The organism is Yersinia canariae (assembly GCF_009831415.1).
Classification (GTDB): Bacteria; Pseudomonadota; Gammaproteobacteria; order Enterobacterales; family Enterobacteriaceae; genus Yersinia; species Yersinia canariae.
Genome location: NZ_CP043727.1, coordinates 4,563,844 through 4,581,659 on the forward strand (window position 1 = coordinate 4,563,844; position 17,816 = coordinate 4,581,659).

Consider the following 17,816-nt stretch of genomic DNA (forward strand, 5'->3'; position numbering starts at 1 on the left):
AAGAGAAACTAATTGATGGGTAGAATATTCAGACCATAATGCAAATAACATTTCGCCGCCATGGGTAACATATGTGATCTATATCATTTTAATCCCACGATTTCGTTCTCATTATCAATACTGTCTATGACATTATTTCATTTCAATATCACTCATTCATAAATAATTTACGAGTTATTTATTTACACACTAATTATTTTATTTGTTGCCAGTGACCCACATATTTATGCAATATAAAAAACGCCGGATAGCCAGCGTTTTCTGATGAATACTCTTGGGTTCTATTGCCGTTTTAACTGGCTTTTTCCGCTTCATCCTGATCGACGGCAAAACAAGCCACCATTTGATCACCATATTTCTTCAACTGCGGTTGCAACTGAGTACAGGGACCAAATGCTCGACGGCAGCGTGCATTGAACGCACAGCCTGGCGGCGGACTCATCGGGCTAGGTAATTCGCCGGTCAACTTAATACGTTCACGGCGCATATCTGGATTCAGACGTGGTGTGGCCGATAACAATGCCTGCGTATAAGGGTGACGTGGGTTATTAAAAATGGCCTCTTTACTGCCTTTTTCAACACAGCGCCCCAAATACATCACCATCACTTCATCGGCAATATGCTCAACGACTGACAGGTCATGGGAGATAAACACATACGACAACCCCAGCTCCTGCTGCAAATCCATCATCAGGTTCAATACCTGCGCCCGCACTGACACATCCAGCGCAGAAACCGGCTCATCGGCAATCACCACATCCGGGTTCAACATCAACCCGCGCGCAATGGCGATACGCTGGCGCTGACCGCCCGAGAACATATGCGGATAACGGTCATAATGTTCGGTTTTCAAGCCGACTTTTGCCATCATCGCCAAGGTCTTTTCGCGGCGCTCTTTACTGCTGAGCTTGGTATTAATTTGCAGTGGCTCTTCCAGAATCTGCCCCACTTTCTTACGTGGATTCAGGGAACCATAAGGGTTCTGGAACACAATCTGGATTTTCTGACGCCGCAGTTTTTCCGCACTTTCATCGGGCTTAAGCAAATCCTGACCTTGGTAATAAAGCTCACCCCCGGTTGGGATTTCTATCATGGTCAGTAAGCGGCCCAGAGTGGATTTACCACAGCCAGACTCGCCCACCACCGCCAATGTTTTGCCCCGCTCTAAGGTAAACGAAACGCCATCCAAAGCTTTAACCAGACGTTCCGGGGCAAAGAACCCTTTTTTGACCGGATAGTATTTTTTTAAATCAATGGCTTGCAACAGTGGCTTAGCTGCCGGTGATTCATTTTTCATTTCAGTCGATTGGCTCATAAGGTCGGCCTCCCCGCATCATCGAGCGGTGTATGGCATTTAACCTGACGCCCTGCTGGCCCCAGCAGTTCAGGTTCTTCACGGCGGCAGCGATCATTAGCATACGGGCAACGCGGGTTCAGCAGGCAGCCGTCAGGGCGGTCATATTTGCCCGGCACCACACCCGGCAATGATGCCAACCGCGCTTTATCTTGGGCAAACTCCGGTAACGCCCGCAGCAATGCCTGGGTATATGGATGGCGCGGCGCTCGGAAAATCTCCGACGATTTACCCGTTTCAACCACCTGACCGGCATACATCACAATAATATGATGAGCCGCCTCAGCAACCAGTGCCAGGTCATGGGTAATCAGCAACAGCGCCATATTTTCGCGCTGTTGTAACTCCAGCAGCAATTCAATAATCTGCGCCTGAATGGTCACATCCAGTGCGGTTGTTGGCTCATCGGCAATCAACAATTTAGGCCGACAGGCAATCGCCATCGCAATCATGACTCGCTGGCTCATCCCGCCTGAAAGCTGGTGCGGATAGACATCCAAACGCGAAGCCGGATCAGGAATTCCCACTAATGTCAGTAAGTCCACCGCCCGCTGGTGACGAGTTTTACGGTTACCGCCCTGATGCACCTTCAGCGCTTCCATTATCTGGAAGCCGACGGTGTAGCACGGATTAAGGCTGGTCATGGGGTCTTGGAAGATCATCGCCACTTCCGAGCCCACTAATTGACGCCGCTCTTTTTCAGAAATCTTAGTCAAATCACGGCCATTAAACTCCAGTTTATCGGCCATCACTTTTCCGGGGTAATCAATCAGCCCCATGATTGCTAATGAGCTGACTGATTTACCGGAGCCGGATTCACCGACAATCCCGACCACCTGACCTTGATCAATGCTGTAACTGATGCGGTCTACGGCTTTGAACGGCGCGCCTTCGTCACCGAAGTGCACCGATAATTTATCTACATTTAAAAGTGCCATCTCTCTCTACCTCTGTTACTGCTTGAGTTTGGGGTCGAGAGCATCACGCAGGCCGTCCCCCATCAGGTTAAACGCCAGAACCGTCAGCAGAATCGCCACACCGGGGAAGGTCACGACCCACCAAGCGCTTTGTGCGAACTGCAACACATCAGAGAGCATGGTGCCCCACTCTGGTGTTGGCGGTTGTGCACCCATGCCGAGGAAGCCGAGAGCCGCCATATCCAGAATGGCGTTAGAGAAGCCGAGAGAAGCCTGCACGATCAGCGGTGCAAGGCAGTTTGGCAAAATATTGATAAACATTTGGCGTATCGCGCCCGCGCCGGCCACTCTTGAGGCCGTGACGTAATCGCGATTGACCTCAACGAGCACAGCGGCTCGCGTCAAACGCACATAATGCGGCAAGGCCACAAAGGTGAGCGCCAACGAGGCATTTACAATCGAGGGCCCAAACACCGCGACCAGCACCAATGCCAGCAACAAGCTTGGCAGTGCCAGCATGATATCGACAACACGCATGATGATGGCATCAACAATCCCACCAAAATAACCGGCCAATAAGCCGAAAACCACGCCCATCACCAGTGATAACACCACCACCAGACAGCCGACCAACAGCGAGAGGCGGGCACCGTACATCAGGCGGGACAAGACATCGCGGCCCACATCATCAGTACCGAGAATGAATTTCCAGCTACCGCCTGTTTCCCAGACCGGTGGTTTTAGCAATGCATCGCGAAATTGCTCCGCTGGCCCATGTGGCGCAAGCCAGGTGGCACCAGCAGCAATAACCAGCATGATAATGATGTAAAACAGGCCGATAACAGCCCCTTTATTGCGCTTGAAATAGTGCCAAAACTCCTGCAAAGGAGTCATCGGCTTCGGCGCACTTTTTACTGTAGACTCAGTAAGTTGAGACATTCTGCGCCCCTTATTTCTTGTGACGAATACGCGGGTTAACTACGCCATAGAGCACATCTACCAGCAAGTTAACTAAAATAATCATGATCGCGACCAGCAACACCCCACCCTGTACCACCGGGTAATCTCGGCGTTGCAAAGCATCCATCAACCAGCGGCCCAAACCCGGCCAAGAGAAGATGGTCTCCGTCAAAATCGCCCCCGCCAACATGGTGCCGACCTGCAAGCCAATCACGGTGACAACTGGCAACAAGGCATTGCGCAAGGCATGGACCACAATCACTCGCATCCGGCTCAGGCCTTTAGCGCGCGCCGTACGGATATAATCTTCGCCCAACACTTCCAGCATTGAGGAGCGGGTCATGCGCACGATAACGGCCAGAGGGATGGTGCCCAAGACGATGGCCGGTAAAATCATATGCATCACAGCATCTTTGAAATCACCCGGCTCGCCCCAGATAAGGGTATCAATCAGCATAAAGCCGGTTAACGGCAGGCTATCATCGAGGAATACAGTGTCACTGACACGCCCCGAGACCGGGGTGAGGTTCCATTGCACCGAAACCAGCATAATCAGCATGATGCCCCACCAGAATATAGGCATCGAATAGCCGGTGAGGGAGATCCCCACGGCGGTGTGATCGAATACAGAACCGCGTTTAACTGCCGCCAGCACACCGACTGGGATACCCACGGCGATAGCAAACAGCATCGCGCAGATCCCAAGTTCCAGTGTTGCTTTAAAGCGGGGAACAAACTCTTCCCAAACAGCAATACGGCTTTTCAGTGAAATGCCGAGATCACCATGTAATACGCCATTCACATAATGGAAGTATTGTTGATATAGAGGCTTGTCCAGCCCCATTTCCGCCATGATTTGAGCATGGCGCTCGGTGGAGATACCGCGTTCCCCAGCCATGATGGTCACCGGGTCACCCGGGATCATATGGACAAAAGCAAAGGTCAGCAAAGTAATGCCGATAAACGTTGGGATAACTAACCCCAAACGTCGGAGTATGAACTGCAACATATCCCGAACTCTCTGTGTAGAATGCCGGGCTGCTCGTGGGCAACCCCGCTTATATGGCTCACATCTGTATCTGTCTTAACCTAAACAAAGAAACCGGTGAACATGCAGTTTGCACATTCACCGGTCGTCTAACAGGCTAAAATTAATCCAGGGACACGTTCTCGAAATGGTGTTTACCCAACGGATCGACCACGTAACCTTTCACTTCTTTACGTACTGGCTCGTACACAGTTGAGTGAGCAACAATCAGCGCTGGCGCTTGATCATGCATAACAACCTGAGCTTGTTTGTAAAGTGCGACACGTTTGTCATGGTCAGACTCAGCACGTGCTGGCTGGATCACGTCTTCAAACGGCTTATAACACCACTTGGAGTAGTTGGAACCTTGTTTGGCTGCATCACAGCTGAACAGAGTCGCGAAGAAGTTATCTGGATCCCCATTGTCCCCAGTCCAACCCATCATCACAGTTTCATGCTCGCCGTCTTTAGCACGCTTGAGGTATTCGCCCCACTCGTAAGTCACAATTTTGGCTTTCACGCCAACTTTCGCCCAGTCAGACTGGATCATTTCAGCCATACGACGCGCATTTGGGTTGTATGGACGCTGAACTGGCATTGCCCATAAATCGATGGCGAAACCATCTGGCAAGCCCGCTTCTTTCAACAGCTCTTTCGCTTTAGCCGGATCGTAAGCGTAATCTTTCACTTCATCGTTGTAGCCCCACATTGTTGGTGGGATCAGGTTCTTAGCCGCCTGGCCAGCACCTTGATAAACTGCATCGATAATCGCTTGCTTGTTAACGGCCATGGTCAGCGCTTGGCGAACCTTGACGTTATCCAATGGTTTTTTCTCAACGTTGAAAGAGAGGTAACCGACGTTCAGGCCCGGTTGCTCCATCAAATTGATGGTTTTATCTTCTTTCATGCGGGCAATGTCAGCCGGGTTAGGGTACGGCATAACCTGACATTCATTTTTCTGCAATTTCGCGTAACGGACTGATGCATCCGGAGTAATAGAGAAGACCAGACGATCAATTTTCGGTTTGGTACCCCAGTAGCCATCAAATGCTTTGTACAGGATACGGGAGTCTTTTTGATACTGTTGTAACTGGAACGGGCCGGTGCCAATTGGGTTCAAATCGACTTTTTCCGGTGTACCGGCTTTCAGCATGTTGTCAGCATATTCGGCAGACAAAATTGACGCAAAGTCCATTGCCAGGTCGGCCAGGAATGGAGATTCAGGACGCGCCAGCTCGAAGCGCACAGTGTTGTCGTCAACTTTAACGATATTAGTGATTAAATCACCCATACCCATACCTTGGAAGTATTCATAGCTGCCGCCAGACACTTTATGGTACGGGTGTTTATCATCTTTCTGACGCATGAATGAATAAATCACATCGTCAGCATTGAAATCGCGGGTCGGTTTGAATTCTTTATTATCTTGCCACTTCACCCCTTTACGCAGGTGGAAAGTGTAAGTTTTGCCATCTTCACTCACTTCCCACTTCTCAGCCAGGCCGGGTTCAATTTCGGTCGTCCCGAGTTTGAACTCTACCAAACGGTTATAAATAGGAACCGAGCTTGCGTCATAAGTCGTGCCAGAGGTGAAAAGCTGCGGGTTGAAACCTTCCGGAGAACCCTCAGAACAATAAACCAATGTTTTCGCTTGAACACTGGCCGCTACGGTCAGTGCAATCAGCCCAATACCGAATTTCAGTATCCCTGTTTTTCCCAAGGAAATCGTCATCGCTTGTGCTCCATTATGGTGATGTGTGTTGTGTGTACGGCCAGGCCCTATAATTTTTTAGTCAGTGGACTGTACCGTTTTGGCCTATTTGCCGCAGGGATGCGGGATTGAGATGCCGGAAAAATGTTATCGCGACGGCAATATTGAGTGTATGGAATCACCCCAAATTGCTCTCGATTACTACCCCTGAGGGTACCAATTTGGCAACAGTTGGTGGCAACGTCAATATGGTCTAAGTGGATTTATCAAGACAATGAGAAACAGCATGCAAACATAAAAAAAACTTCCCATTAACATTATCAGCATTAAAATTTATGCTATCGGCAATAATCTAGCGGTATAAACTGGCTAAATAAAATAAAGCAGTTGTAACATCCAATGAAAAACCCAAAAACTTTGTTGCTAAATGATGTATATCTGTTCAGATTTTTTTGTAATAACGATAGAAAATAGAGAGAAATGCTACTGTGACAGCCGATATGTGACGTGAACCTTGTCACAAACAGCCGGAATCTCAAACATTTTGCGTGCTGTTAAAAAAGCGAAATATCGACTCATTTATTCATCCTGACGAGGTGAGAATTGTTCCCCAATCAGAGCGCACTACCATCGCGCCCCAAATCAGTGCATAACCTGACGAGTCAGTTAAAAAACACATTTTATCGGCTACTTTATGGTTTTTTTAACCCCCATTCCCCCGTGTAATACTCCCATCGTGTCCTCTAACGTTTTATAGCGTAAATTCACTGAACCAAAAGCACTGACAACCCTTCCTTGATTGTTTTTAAAATTATCTGTATTGATTGAGATATTATTTGTTGTTGTTATGACTCCACTAAAATTATGAACTGTTTCAGATTTAATTTTAATATCTGCGACACTATCTGAACCAATAGTTTTCACTAACCCATAAGCATTGTAAAATTTACCTTTCGCATCAATAACAACCTTCCCTAAATTTGAATAAATATAGCCCTTTTGATTGTCAATTATATTACCAATTATGTTAACCCCTAACTTTTCATTGGTATTAATGTCCAAAAAATACCGCATACTTCTTATTGTTCCCTGCTGGTTATTAATTAACGCCAAGCTATGTAGCCTGATATCGCCAGCAGATATTCTGCCATTATTTACAATAGATTTTTTTGATGTAATATTAATTTTTGTATCTGCCTGAATGATACCAGAGTTCTTTACACCACCATCCCTAGAGAATATAAAAATTTTATTCGCATACATTCCGCCTAAATTATTAACATCGATGCCAATATTATCTTCATTCTTGGCGGTATACCCAGCTAACGAACTCACATTGACATATCCACCGATGGGGGCATAACCTACCGCGTGTTTACCAATAATAGACAAGATATCATGCGCTCTTATTTCGCCACCTACATTTAGCCAACGAGAGAAAATGTCCAGATAAGCATCAGTATTATCAATAAACGTTAAACCATCGACCCCAATGTCTATCACTCCCTCGGTAACATTATACCCACGCACATAACCACCTGAAAATATAGCTAATCCCGATGTTAACGTCACATGATCAGTGTTACTAAAATTACAACCATTACAATGAATTCCTGCTGGATTAGCGATGATGACATGTGCTTTTTCACCTGCAACAATCAGAGAGCCATTTAACAAAGTCCGATGACTTGACGTGACTTCATTGAGAATAATCTTTGCGGGTACTGTTGTTAAATTTGGATTTCCTGTTGCACTCGATGCAAGGAAATTATTAAGTGATACTTTATCGTATCCAACCCCTTTTAGGACATTAAACTTAACATATTTATTATGTGATACACCTTGTTCATTGGGGGTTTGGATATTCACTGTAGTATAATTAGCACCACGGCAATTTTCATTCAAGGCCTTACAATGCCCTTCACTTCCCTTTATATGTATCGAATATAAACTTGGCTGTTGATGTTGCGGAGCATTTTTATCAACAATAATTTCAGCATATGAAAATGAAATAATCGAATAAAAAATATAAGCAAGAAAACTACAATATAATTTAATTATGCTAATTTTAAGATTAAATCCGGAGCGAAAGCATAATATAATCATTATTTCACCCCTGTCTGATTAACAATAAAATGGCATTTATACCCTGGCAATTAATACATTGCCACAACTTTAGAAACACATTATATATATGAGTTATGTTTAACCATTATATATAAAAACTAATACTGCCAACTTACTATAAACCCTAACACTATAGGATCAGTATTCAATCCACTTGGCTTATCAAGTGGCAAGCCAATATTAAAGTCATATCCAATATTATGATAACTGCCCCGAACACCTAATACGCCGCCAACTAAGCGGTTGCCCAACAAAAATTGCTCTCCTCTTTCTCTTACCTCACCATAATCCACACCCACATACAGTTGATTAGCAAATTTTTGATTTATCCAGGCAATATCGTTTTTTAAAAACCATCCTTGTGGCCCGACCAAGGCACTCCCCGTGGAAAACCCGCGTACAGAATTGCGGCCCCCAATGGAAAAGTTATCTTGTATCGTGAGATTTGAATAAGTGTATTGCTGGTTGAATGCCGGTTGATAATGAAAACGCTGCCCACCCAACACAAAAGGAATATCCAGTGACGCGGTGAGATTAATTAGCCTGGTCGCGGGGTATGCCTCTCTACCTGGCGATGATTGCGCACCAAACCATCGAGTCTCTTGCTGATAATTAACCCCACCTGTCATGGTCACCCAATGGGTATAGTAGACATGTTGTAGCCCGAGATGCCAGTCAACGGTGTCCAACCGTTGAATCTCCAGTTCTGTATCGGCAAAAAAACGGTTTGATTTTCGAATTAATACGCCCGTGGTTCCAACTGTTTTGTAGTTATATCCTCGCATTAACAACCTTTGAATTTGCATATCCAATGTTCGCCAACGTGTGCGGTATTTAAACGCGGAATTGTCCACCACCAAAGATTGATAATAGCTTCCCTGACTCCCTGTCAGGTTCAATAACCAATGACCAAAAGGGACTGAATAATGCAGGGCCAAATTGCTGTTACCTTTATCATAATGATTATCTAACTCACGACTGGCAGATAAATAAGCTAAGTCACTCAGGGAAAATGGATTATCAAGAAATAATGTTGCTCCCGTACGATAGCGACCGACGGTATAATGCCCAGCATCATCAAGAAAAGCATTTATTCTCCAAGAGCGATATTGCTGGCGCTTCACGACAACCTGACTACTTAAATCCTCGCGATTTAAAACTACATCCATCGTGACATCCACCGAGGGCAAGCGCTGCAAATTTTCCAGCCCCTGCTCAAGGTTACGCAAATTAACCAAATCGCCTTGCTTACTTGGGAAAGCTAAATTTAACTGTGCATTGCCATCACTGTCTTCATGATGTTCAATACCACTCAAGCTGCCAGGGATTAAAGTCAGTAATAAAACACCATCTGTGTAACTGTCTTCCGTGAAAGCGACATGCGAAGTTATATACCCATCAGCAGCCAGTTGCCATTGCAGTGTCTCGCGCAATAACGATAGTGCTTTCTCATCCAAACAATTGCCTTCAACCTGTTTTGCTCGTTGTATTAAATTCCTCGCATTAGGAAAAGTATCAATATTGATTAGCTTAACGCGCTTAATAAACAAGCATGGCACGTTATCTGAAGAATTTTTTTCTGTTGGTGCAACAGGTCGGCTATCCATCTGTACAGTTTTCGGTGTTGGTGTAAGACTATTTTCTAAATCTCTGTGTTGCGGTTCTAATATAGTAGTTTGAGTTTGGTTAATATCTGCATTGGTCGTAAAAGATAAAGCGGATATAAAAAACAAAAGAGATAATAAAGATGTTACTCCCCATGATTTATTATCATTATTTGAAAGGATCCCTCTTGTTATTCTCAATTTCATTCAATAAACCCCACTTTAATTAAACCATAGGCGGATAACGTCATTCAAACAATTAGCCACACCTTGTGACTAATTGCTTAATAAATGACGTAGTTAACTAAGATATATTTAATGCAAAACGGTAATATTAGACTTTTAACTGTTTTTTATTTATTTTACCAATAATAGCTATATCGCCTTTATGATTTTCGATAGGGTTATCAAGATCTATTTTTATACTTTTACCGTGTGAGTGTATTTTTCCATAATTATTGAACAATCTTTTTGCAACTATATTCATAGTTGATTTATCATTTGAGTTACTGGCTTTTATTTTTCCATGTACATTGTGGAGCACGCCGCCACTATATAGCAGTACGGTTCCAGCAGTTATGTTCGCACCAAAACTATTTTCAATATTTCCACCTGATACCATCTGGAGTGCATTTTTGGATTGAATAACATTTCTATTGATAATATTTTCTTCTGCAATAATTCGTATCTTATTGGCATACATTCCGTCCATATTTCTGACATTAGCACTGTCGATGTCATCTGGCGGGCTAAGATAGGCAACTAATTTCTCGAGGCCCATCTTTTCACCAGGGGATGCCAATCTTATTTTATGTTTCCCCGCAATAACAAAAAGATCATCCGCCTGAAGATAACCTCTTACTTCTAATGAATTAGTGAACAAATCGAGATAGGCCGAGCCTTTATCTCTCCCTTTGTGACTTAAACCCGGATTGTTTGATTTTCCTCTATTAATATTAATTTTCCCATCCCAGACCTTAAAGCCCAGGAGTTTGTTATTATGACTGAAATATGAGCTACCCGTAGTTAGAGTCAGATGAGATATATTAGTAAATGAACACCCATTACAATCAATGCCGGATGGGTTAGCGATAATAACATGGGCATCCTGACCAGAAAGTGTCACGCTGCCATTTAAAAGACTGGCTTGTGGGGATCTCACCTCATTTAAAATGATCTTTGCCGCTGAATTTACCAAATTTGGATTACCATTACTCTCGTTGGACAAATTATTATTCAAGATGACAACATCATTAATATGGGGTGCATCGAATTTAGTATATTTATTATGTGACAATCCATTTTTATCTGGTGATTGAATATTTATTGTGGTTTTTTCACCACAACCCATGACAGAGCGGCAAGGGACTGGTAATAATGTCTGAGCCTCTATTTTAATATCGGCTTGCTGTCCGCTTGGTGCAGCCACGTCCGCAATAATATTTGTGGCATGGGATACGGAAATACCGCATAACGAAAGCATGATAGAAAGAGGTAACGCGGATAATCTTCTTCTTTTAAGACCATTAATAAAAATCATATCATTCCTCTTATAGGATAGTTAATGTGGTTATTACATTAGGCTCATCACTGATAGAACCGATATCAATTAGCGGCTTTAAATAAAATAAAGTCAATATGATGAAATACATATAATATGTTAGAATAATAAAAAACATATACCGTCAGAAATGATTAATATCTATAAGATAAAATGAGATTATTGATAATATAAAGATGATTTGAAATTGAATATATTGAGACTTAATGAGATACCATTGAGATTGAGGAAAGATAGAAATGAAAAAAAACCCTGACATTGCTGTCAGGGTTCTTAAATTTGGTCGGCGAGAGAGGATTCGAACCTCCGACCCACTGGTCCCAAACCAGTTGCGCTACCAAGCTGCGCTACTCGCCGAATTGGGGCGCATCTTACTGCTACACATTTAGGCCGTCAATCACTTTTTAACAACCTGCGGGTGACTGTTGTTAAAAGCATCACCGGCGGTTAAAACTGAATCATTCGAGTAAAAATCAAGCTTCAGCTTGTCTCAGTTGTGGTGATTGCGCTCGTAAGAATGGCAGTAAGAAGAAGGCAGATAAGCAAGCCGCCACGGAAATAACCACAAAGAAACCATTCCAGTGCCAAATCTCCATAATGCGAGCAATAGGATAACCTGATAATGCAGCGCCTAAGTAAGCAAATAACCCAACAAATCCTGTGGCTGCTCCCGCAGCATCTTTATGTGAACATTCAGCGGCGGCCATCCCAATGAGCATCTGTGGGCCAAAAATAAAGAAGCCGATAGCGAAGAAGCACCCCGCCTGCAAGACATAACTGACTCCCGGCATAATCCACAATGATGCGACAGACAGGAAGATACCGATAGCGAATATCAGATTCATCGGCCCACGATTACCGCGGAACCATTTATCGGAGCCCCAACCGGCGACCAGGGAGCCGATAAATCCACCCACTTCAAATAATGAAATTGCCGAGTTGGCCGTCATTAATGAATAGCCTTTCTCTTGCGTCAAATAGAGGTTTCCCCAGTCATTGATCGCCGTACGAACGATATAAACCAGCACATAGGAAACTGCCAGCAACCAGATATATTTATTGGTTAAAACATAGCGCTTTACTATTTCTTTATTTGATAGCCCTTGGCCTTCAGATTCCTGCACCAACTCCATTGCATCATTGCGCCACTTACCCACACTTGGCAGCCCCATAGTGCTGGGTTTATCACGTAGTCGCCAGCACATCAGTAAACCAATGACCACGCCGATAATGCCGGGAATAATCATGCCGTAGCGCCAGCTAAAATGCAGAGAAATAAAGCCAACTAGCAAGGGAATTAATGCACCGCCAAAATTATGTGAAGTATTCCAGATTGCCCACCAACTGCCACGTTCCGAGCGGGAATACCAACTGGTCAATATTTTAGAGCATGGCGGCCAGCCCCATCCCTGGAAGAAGGCATTGATGATCCACAAGGTGCCAAATACCAGCAATGAAGAACTCATGCCGAACAGGATATTAATTATCCCTGTCATGACCAAACCAATACCCATAAAGTAACGTGGGTTTGAGCGGTCACTGATCATCCCCGAAATAAACTTGGAACAACCGTAGGTGATATAAAACAGCGTGCCCAAAATCCCAACATCTGACATCGTCAGGCCCAAGTCACTAAGCATGGCCGGCATAATGAAATTGAAGCTTTTACGAGTAAAATAAAAAGCCGCATAGCCGATATACATCGTCCACATTAACTGGATACGCCAGTATTTATAGGACGAATCAATCTGTTCCTGATTTGTTACCGCCGGCACGTTATCGTTACTTTTGAGGAAAGACCACATGTTGAACCTCAGAATATTATATAAGTGCGGTCATCATGATGCGCGCACGCGCGAAACTAATTAGGTAAATTCCCATGACAAACGAGAATATTTCCTAGTTTTCATGAACAGGTGAGGAATCTGTGGGCAAGATCACACTTAAGCAAGTGCCCTGATCAACACTTAAACTAAAGCTGCCGCCTAATGCACTCACCCGCGATTGCATACCGCGCAACCCGTAACCTGGTGTTAATGTCGCCAAATCTATGCCTTTCCCATTATCGCGGATGGTGAGATATATATTCTGATTATCCTGTGTCGCATTAATCTCAATCCGACTGGCAGCCCCATGCCGATAGGCATTAGTCACCCCCTCCTGACAAATCCGGTATAGCGTAATTTTGAGTGTTTCATCAATTGGATTATCATCCAGTTGCCAGTGCAACACCCCCACAACAGACTGATCTTGTGGGATAAGTTCACGCATCAATCCTGCAATAGCCGCCGAAACCGGTAAGTCATTTAATGCTGCAGGCCATAATTTTGCTAACACATCATGAACGCCATCGTAAACCCGTAAAGCCAGCGTCTCTATCATTTCGGCACTGGTTAAAACCTGAGGTTGTGTCGTTAACCGCTTGATAATACTGGCTTGAGTGCGGATGACCGTCACGGTCTGCCCTACCTCATCATGCAACTCACGTGCAACATCGCGGCGAGCATGCTCCTCCGCCACTACCAAAGCTTTAGCTAATTCTCGATTTTCATTCAGCCGGATTCGCAATTGCTGGTTTAACTCGCGTTGCCGCTGGATTCCGGCCCCTAATAATAAGCCGGTCAAACTCTGCGCCAATAATGACAACAGTAAATCACGGTGTGAATCTAATTCGACCGGAGTATTAATTAATAACACCATGCCATTGAGCAGAGTCGCCACCACGGCCCCTTGCCAGCCATAGCGGTAAGACATAAATACAATAGGAATAGCCAGACAGAAAGGAGCGAATAAATATAAATCCGATTCGGTAATATGATGTTGCAGCCAAATACTCAACGCAAACAACAGCAGATACCACATAATGTGGTTCAAACGCAGATTAATAGGTTTATGAATCAGCCCCGGTTCCAATGGTGTCCAGATTTGGCGCGCTAGGTAATGCCACAATAACAGGCAAATCGGCGCAATAGTAAAACCGCCAACCAAACCCAATAATAACGCCATCGCGCCCTGTTTACTGGCAATTTGCCATCCCAATGCCTGTATCAACGCAGCCCCGATAATAACTGCGCCCTGCATTAAGGGCCATTTCCATTCACTGTCATTTTTCTGATGGCGTAATAGCCAGGGGGATGTGAAAACTGCTAATAAGGTCGTCGCCAGCAACAGTGGAATAGCGAACCACAATAATTCAGGGAAACCAAATTGGTCCGTTAGCAGCCACCATAATAAGGCGTCACCCAATAGAATTCCCGGCCAGTATTGCCGTGGGCTTTGCAATAAAATACCCATGCGTAGGCCGAACGGAAATAGCAGTAGCGCCTGTAAGGGCCGGTCAACCAATTGAGTGCCAACAGACCATAAACAGAAAGCGGCGGTGATATAAATAAAGAATAATGCCAACAGCATTATCAAACGCTGCATCATAAATTCAATACCTGCTTGGCCAGCTCTACATTATTACTGACCCCCAGCTTGGCAAATAAATTAGCGCGATGCACATGAACAGTTTTGGGTGATAAACCCAGCAACTCGGCAATTTCGCGCACTTCCCTACCCTGTGCTAATAACACAGCGACTTCGCGCTCACGGCGAGTTAACGGGTCAACAGCAATACGCGCTAATTGTTGGGCAATTTCAGGCATCAGATAGACCCCACCACTGCCTACCGTCCGGACGGCAGAGACCAAATCTTCCGGCTTACAACGTTTGGAGAGAAAACCTCTCGCACCGCGCTCGAGCGCCATTTCAACTAGCGCCGGGCTATCATGCATCGAAAGCATAATCACCCCCATCCCTGAGGGGAGATCTTTCAGTAAATCCAACCCGCTCTCATCAGGCATAGAAATATCACAAATACAGATATTCGCTTGTAGACTCGGCAATCCAAGGCGGGCCTGCTTCGCTGAGCTGAATTCACCCACGACCTGGATATCATCCTCCAGAGCAAGTAATTGGGCAAAACCTGAGCGCACGATATCGTGATCATCAATAAAAGCAACGCGGTAAATCACGGAAGACTCCAGCCGAGAAAGGATCGTAACAGGAGTATACCGTAACCTTAAATTCACGATGGGGATTGCCATCAAAATTCAATCCATATCGGATTATACCTGCATCAATTAGTTATATTGCGGGCTGAATATGCCGTGTTGGGGCCTGGCACCAGTTATTGTCTGCATTAATTCCACCATCGGGTGAGGTATAGCCTAAACAGCCGAGGATAGAGTCAAACAATTCAACCTGACGATGGCTTTTGCCAATGCGCTGCTCTGCTTGCAGTTGTTCAAAAGCGGTGAGGCTGCCCGGTTGTGCTAAAAACTTATCTGATGCCCAAACCATCAATGGCACGCGGAATTGCTCTGGTGGTGCCATTTCACGCGGGGTGCCGTGGAAGTGAGAATTATCGTCGATGGATTCCCCATGATCTGCGGCATAAAACACCAATGCTTTCTTATCACGCATTTGATCAATCACATTCGCAATAAATGAATCGGTGTACAACACACTGTTATCAAAAGCATTCACCAGTTGCTGTTTACTGCAAAAATCATCGACTCCCATACATTCGGGCTGATAGCGAGCATAGCTACGGGGATAACGTTGGGAATAGAGGTAATGTGAACCTTTGGTATGCAATATCACTAAGTGTTTGCCGACCGGGTAACGCCCGAGTGACTCTTTCAATTCATCAACCAGCAACATGTCATCTACCGGCTTATCATCATTACGTTTCTCAGAAGCAATCAATTCACGGAATGAGTAATTATCAACATTCGCATTATTGTAGAACCACATCTCACTCTGCATCGCGAATAATTCGGAAGTAAAGCCCAGAGACTTCATCACAGCGAACACATTTTGCTCTTTCAGTGTGCGTTGTGGATTTTCCTCTGCTCCCCCTTCGCGCACGAACATACAGCGCAATGAAAGTTTGGTGGAGGTATCACAGGATGTGCCACGAAAAGCGACTAAATTCTTTTCTTTACTTAGGCGCGGGGTGGTATCGCGTGAATATCCCAACAGCCCCATATGGTCCCAGCGAGTGGTTTCACCAATGATAAACACAACATAAGTGTCATCAATTCCGGCTGGGGCGATATAAGTATGGTGCTCGGCGGGGTCATATAATGTCGCCGCATCATACTGTTCATCATACTGCGTGTAAGCGTATAAACCCAATGCCGCCAACCAGTTAGAGGGCAGGTAGGAGTGAGCGACAACTCCGCCATAACTCGGCAAATCCACCGTTTTCAGTTGCTCATCCGCGAGTTGTTTTTTATCCAGATAGCGAATCGGTAACCAAACCAAGGCAACCACAGTCACCATCAACAATATTGGTTTGATACGCTGGCCCGGAGTCCGGAATTGCTCAAGTAAGGTGAGCCGTAAGGTATTTTTCCAGATAAGCAGCAGAGGCAATGCACTGACGACAACCATCCAGATAACAAAATGAAATCCGATAACCTCTTTCGACAGATCAGTATCCGTGGTCAAAACAGAAATAACGATGCCATAGCCAATCACAACATTGAAAAAAGTCATGTAATAACTGGCCGCAACAGAAATTAACACCAGAAGAGTGGCCACTACACGATAAAACCATCGTCCCCCAAGGGAAATGATGCGCATAACGAAAAAGGTAAATAGAATAATGGCCATCACTTCGGTGATAGCAGACACGACTTTTATACCTTGAATGCCTTGGCTAAAGGTGTCAAAACGACGATAAAAGACAGAGATATTCAGGAAAATACCAATATAAACAGCCAACAACAAAGAAATGCTTTGCTGCGATAAAGATTTAACTCTGTCCATATAACGCAAGGTCTCCAAAGACACTATTTGCGGCTTGAATCAATCAGACAGTGAACCCCTCCTCAGGTTCAGTCCAAAGCTAATAAGCACGCTATTGATTTTACTTACAAGAATTATCTTAACAATTCTTAGTCATTCAATCCGCGGGCTAATGCAAAGCCCAGCAAGGATTTATCTGTTCTGTCAGCAGTAAAAAGGGAGGAAAACACGATATGCCCACAAGATAATTCTCATGGGCTTTTGAACGGGGAAAGTGATTTATTTGATATTCAACGTGACGTCAATATTGCCACGGGTAGCATTGGAATATGGGCAAACAACATGGGCTTTCTTCACTAAATCTTCAGCAACACTGCGTTCAATACCCGGCAAGCTAATATCCAACTGAACCTCGATGCCAAATCCCGTCGGGATAGCACCAATACCCACTGTTCCCTCAATATTGGCATCATCAGGTATTTTCACCTTTTCTTTTGATGCCACAAATTTTAGTGCCCCAAGGAAGCAGGCAGAGTAACCCGCCGCAAACAGTTGTTCTGGATTTGTCACTGCACCGCCAGCGCCACCCATCTCTTTAGGGACGCCCAATTTTACATCTAACACACCATCCGAAGATGTTGCCCGGCCATCGCGGCCACCCGTTGCTTTCGCTTTGGCACGATATACCACTTTTTCAATAGACATGGTGCTTTCCTTTCAGGATCAATAAATATGAAGAACATGTTCGATTTGAAA

13 protein-coding genes and 1 tRNA gene are annotated in these 17,816 nt (G+C 44.8%); all 14 read right to left on the minus strand.

Annotation, left to right across the window (positions count from 1 at the left end; genetic code table 11):
- Positions 1-292: 292 nt before the first annotated feature.
- The 14 genes from dppF to F0T03_RS20930 all read right to left on the minus strand — a co-directional run bounded on the left by dppF (position 293) and on the right by F0T03_RS20930 (position 17,765).
- Positions 293-1,297, minus strand: coding sequence for a dipeptide ABC transporter ATP-binding subunit DppF (gene dppF / locus F0T03_RS20865; protein ID WP_145554209.1), 1,005 nt, complete (start codon positions 1,295-1,297; stop codon positions 293-295).
- Positions 1,298-1,311: 14 nt separating this feature from the next.
- Complete coding sequence (gene dppD, locus F0T03_RS20870; RefSeq protein WP_145554170.1) at positions 1,312-2,292, minus strand: dipeptide ABC transporter ATP-binding protein; 981 nt, start codon at positions 2,290-2,292, stop codon at positions 1,312-1,314.
- A gap of 15 nt (positions 2,293-2,307) precedes the next feature.
- A complete protein-coding gene (gene dppC / locus F0T03_RS20875; RefSeq protein WP_145554168.1) occupies positions 2,308-3,210 on the minus strand; it encodes a dipeptide ABC transporter permease DppC in 903 nt (300 codons plus the stop codon).
- 10 nt (positions 3,211-3,220) lie between these two features.
- A complete protein-coding gene (gene dppB, locus F0T03_RS20880) occupies positions 3,221-4,240 on the minus strand; it encodes a dipeptide ABC transporter permease DppB (RefSeq protein WP_145554166.1) in 1,020 nt (339 codons plus the stop codon).
- Positions 4,241-4,382: 142 nt separating this feature from the next.
- Entirely contained in the window at positions 4,383-5,990 is a 1,608-nt protein-coding gene (gene dppA / locus F0T03_RS20885) for a dipeptide ABC transporter periplasmic-binding protein DppA (protein ID WP_145554164.1), read from the minus strand.
- 666 nt (positions 5,991-6,656) lie between these two features.
- A complete protein-coding gene (locus tag F0T03_RS20890; protein ID WP_159680485.1) occupies positions 6,657-8,075 on the minus strand; it encodes a two-partner secretion domain-containing protein in 1,419 nt (472 codons plus the stop codon).
- Positions 8,076-8,194: 119 nt separating this feature from the next.
- Positions 8,195-9,907, minus strand: coding sequence for a ShlB/FhaC/HecB family hemolysin secretion/activation protein (locus F0T03_RS20895; RefSeq protein WP_159680487.1), 1,713 nt, complete (start codon positions 9,905-9,907; stop codon positions 8,195-8,197).
- A gap of 127 nt (positions 9,908-10,034) precedes the next feature.
- Entirely contained in the window at positions 10,035-11,240 is a 1,206-nt protein-coding gene (locus F0T03_RS20900) for a two-partner secretion domain-containing protein (RefSeq protein WP_145554158.1), read from the minus strand.
- Between the two features lie 301 nt (positions 11,241-11,541).
- Positions 11,542-11,618, minus strand: a tRNA-Pro gene (locus F0T03_RS20905).
- 116 nt (positions 11,619-11,734) lie between these two features.
- On the minus strand, positions 11,735-13,066 hold the full coding sequence (gene uhpC / locus F0T03_RS20910) for an MFS transporter (RefSeq protein ID WP_159680489.1): 1,332 nt from the start codon (positions 13,064-13,066) through the stop codon (positions 11,735-11,737).
- Between the two features lie 94 nt (positions 13,067-13,160).
- Complete coding sequence (uhpB, locus tag F0T03_RS20915; RefSeq protein WP_159680491.1) at positions 13,161-14,690, minus strand: signal transduction histidine-protein kinase/phosphatase UhpB; 1,530 nt, start codon at positions 14,688-14,690, stop codon at positions 13,161-13,163.
- The gene (gene uhpA / locus F0T03_RS20920; protein ID WP_159680493.1) at positions 14,687-15,277 is read right to left on the minus strand and encodes a response regulator transcription factor UhpA; all 591 of its coding nucleotides are present in this window, start codon (positions 15,275-15,277) and stop codon (positions 14,687-14,689) included. Before uhpA ends, uhpB begins: the two co-directional genes overlap by 4 nt.
- 112 nt (positions 15,278-15,389) lie before the next feature.
- Positions 15,390-17,081 (minus strand): kdo(2)-lipid A phosphoethanolamine 7''-transferase, encoded by a 1,692-nt coding sequence (gene eptB, locus F0T03_RS20925; RefSeq protein WP_145554150.1) that lies wholly within the window; start codon positions 17,079-17,081, stop codon positions 15,390-15,392.
- A 258-nt stretch (positions 17,082-17,339) separates the two neighbouring features.
- Positions 17,340-17,765: an organic hydroperoxide resistance protein gene (locus tag F0T03_RS20930; RefSeq protein ID WP_050155683.1), complete on the minus strand. Its 426-nt coding sequence runs from the start codon at positions 17,763-17,765 to the stop codon at positions 17,340-17,342.
- Positions 17,766-17,816 lie beyond the last annotated feature (51 nt).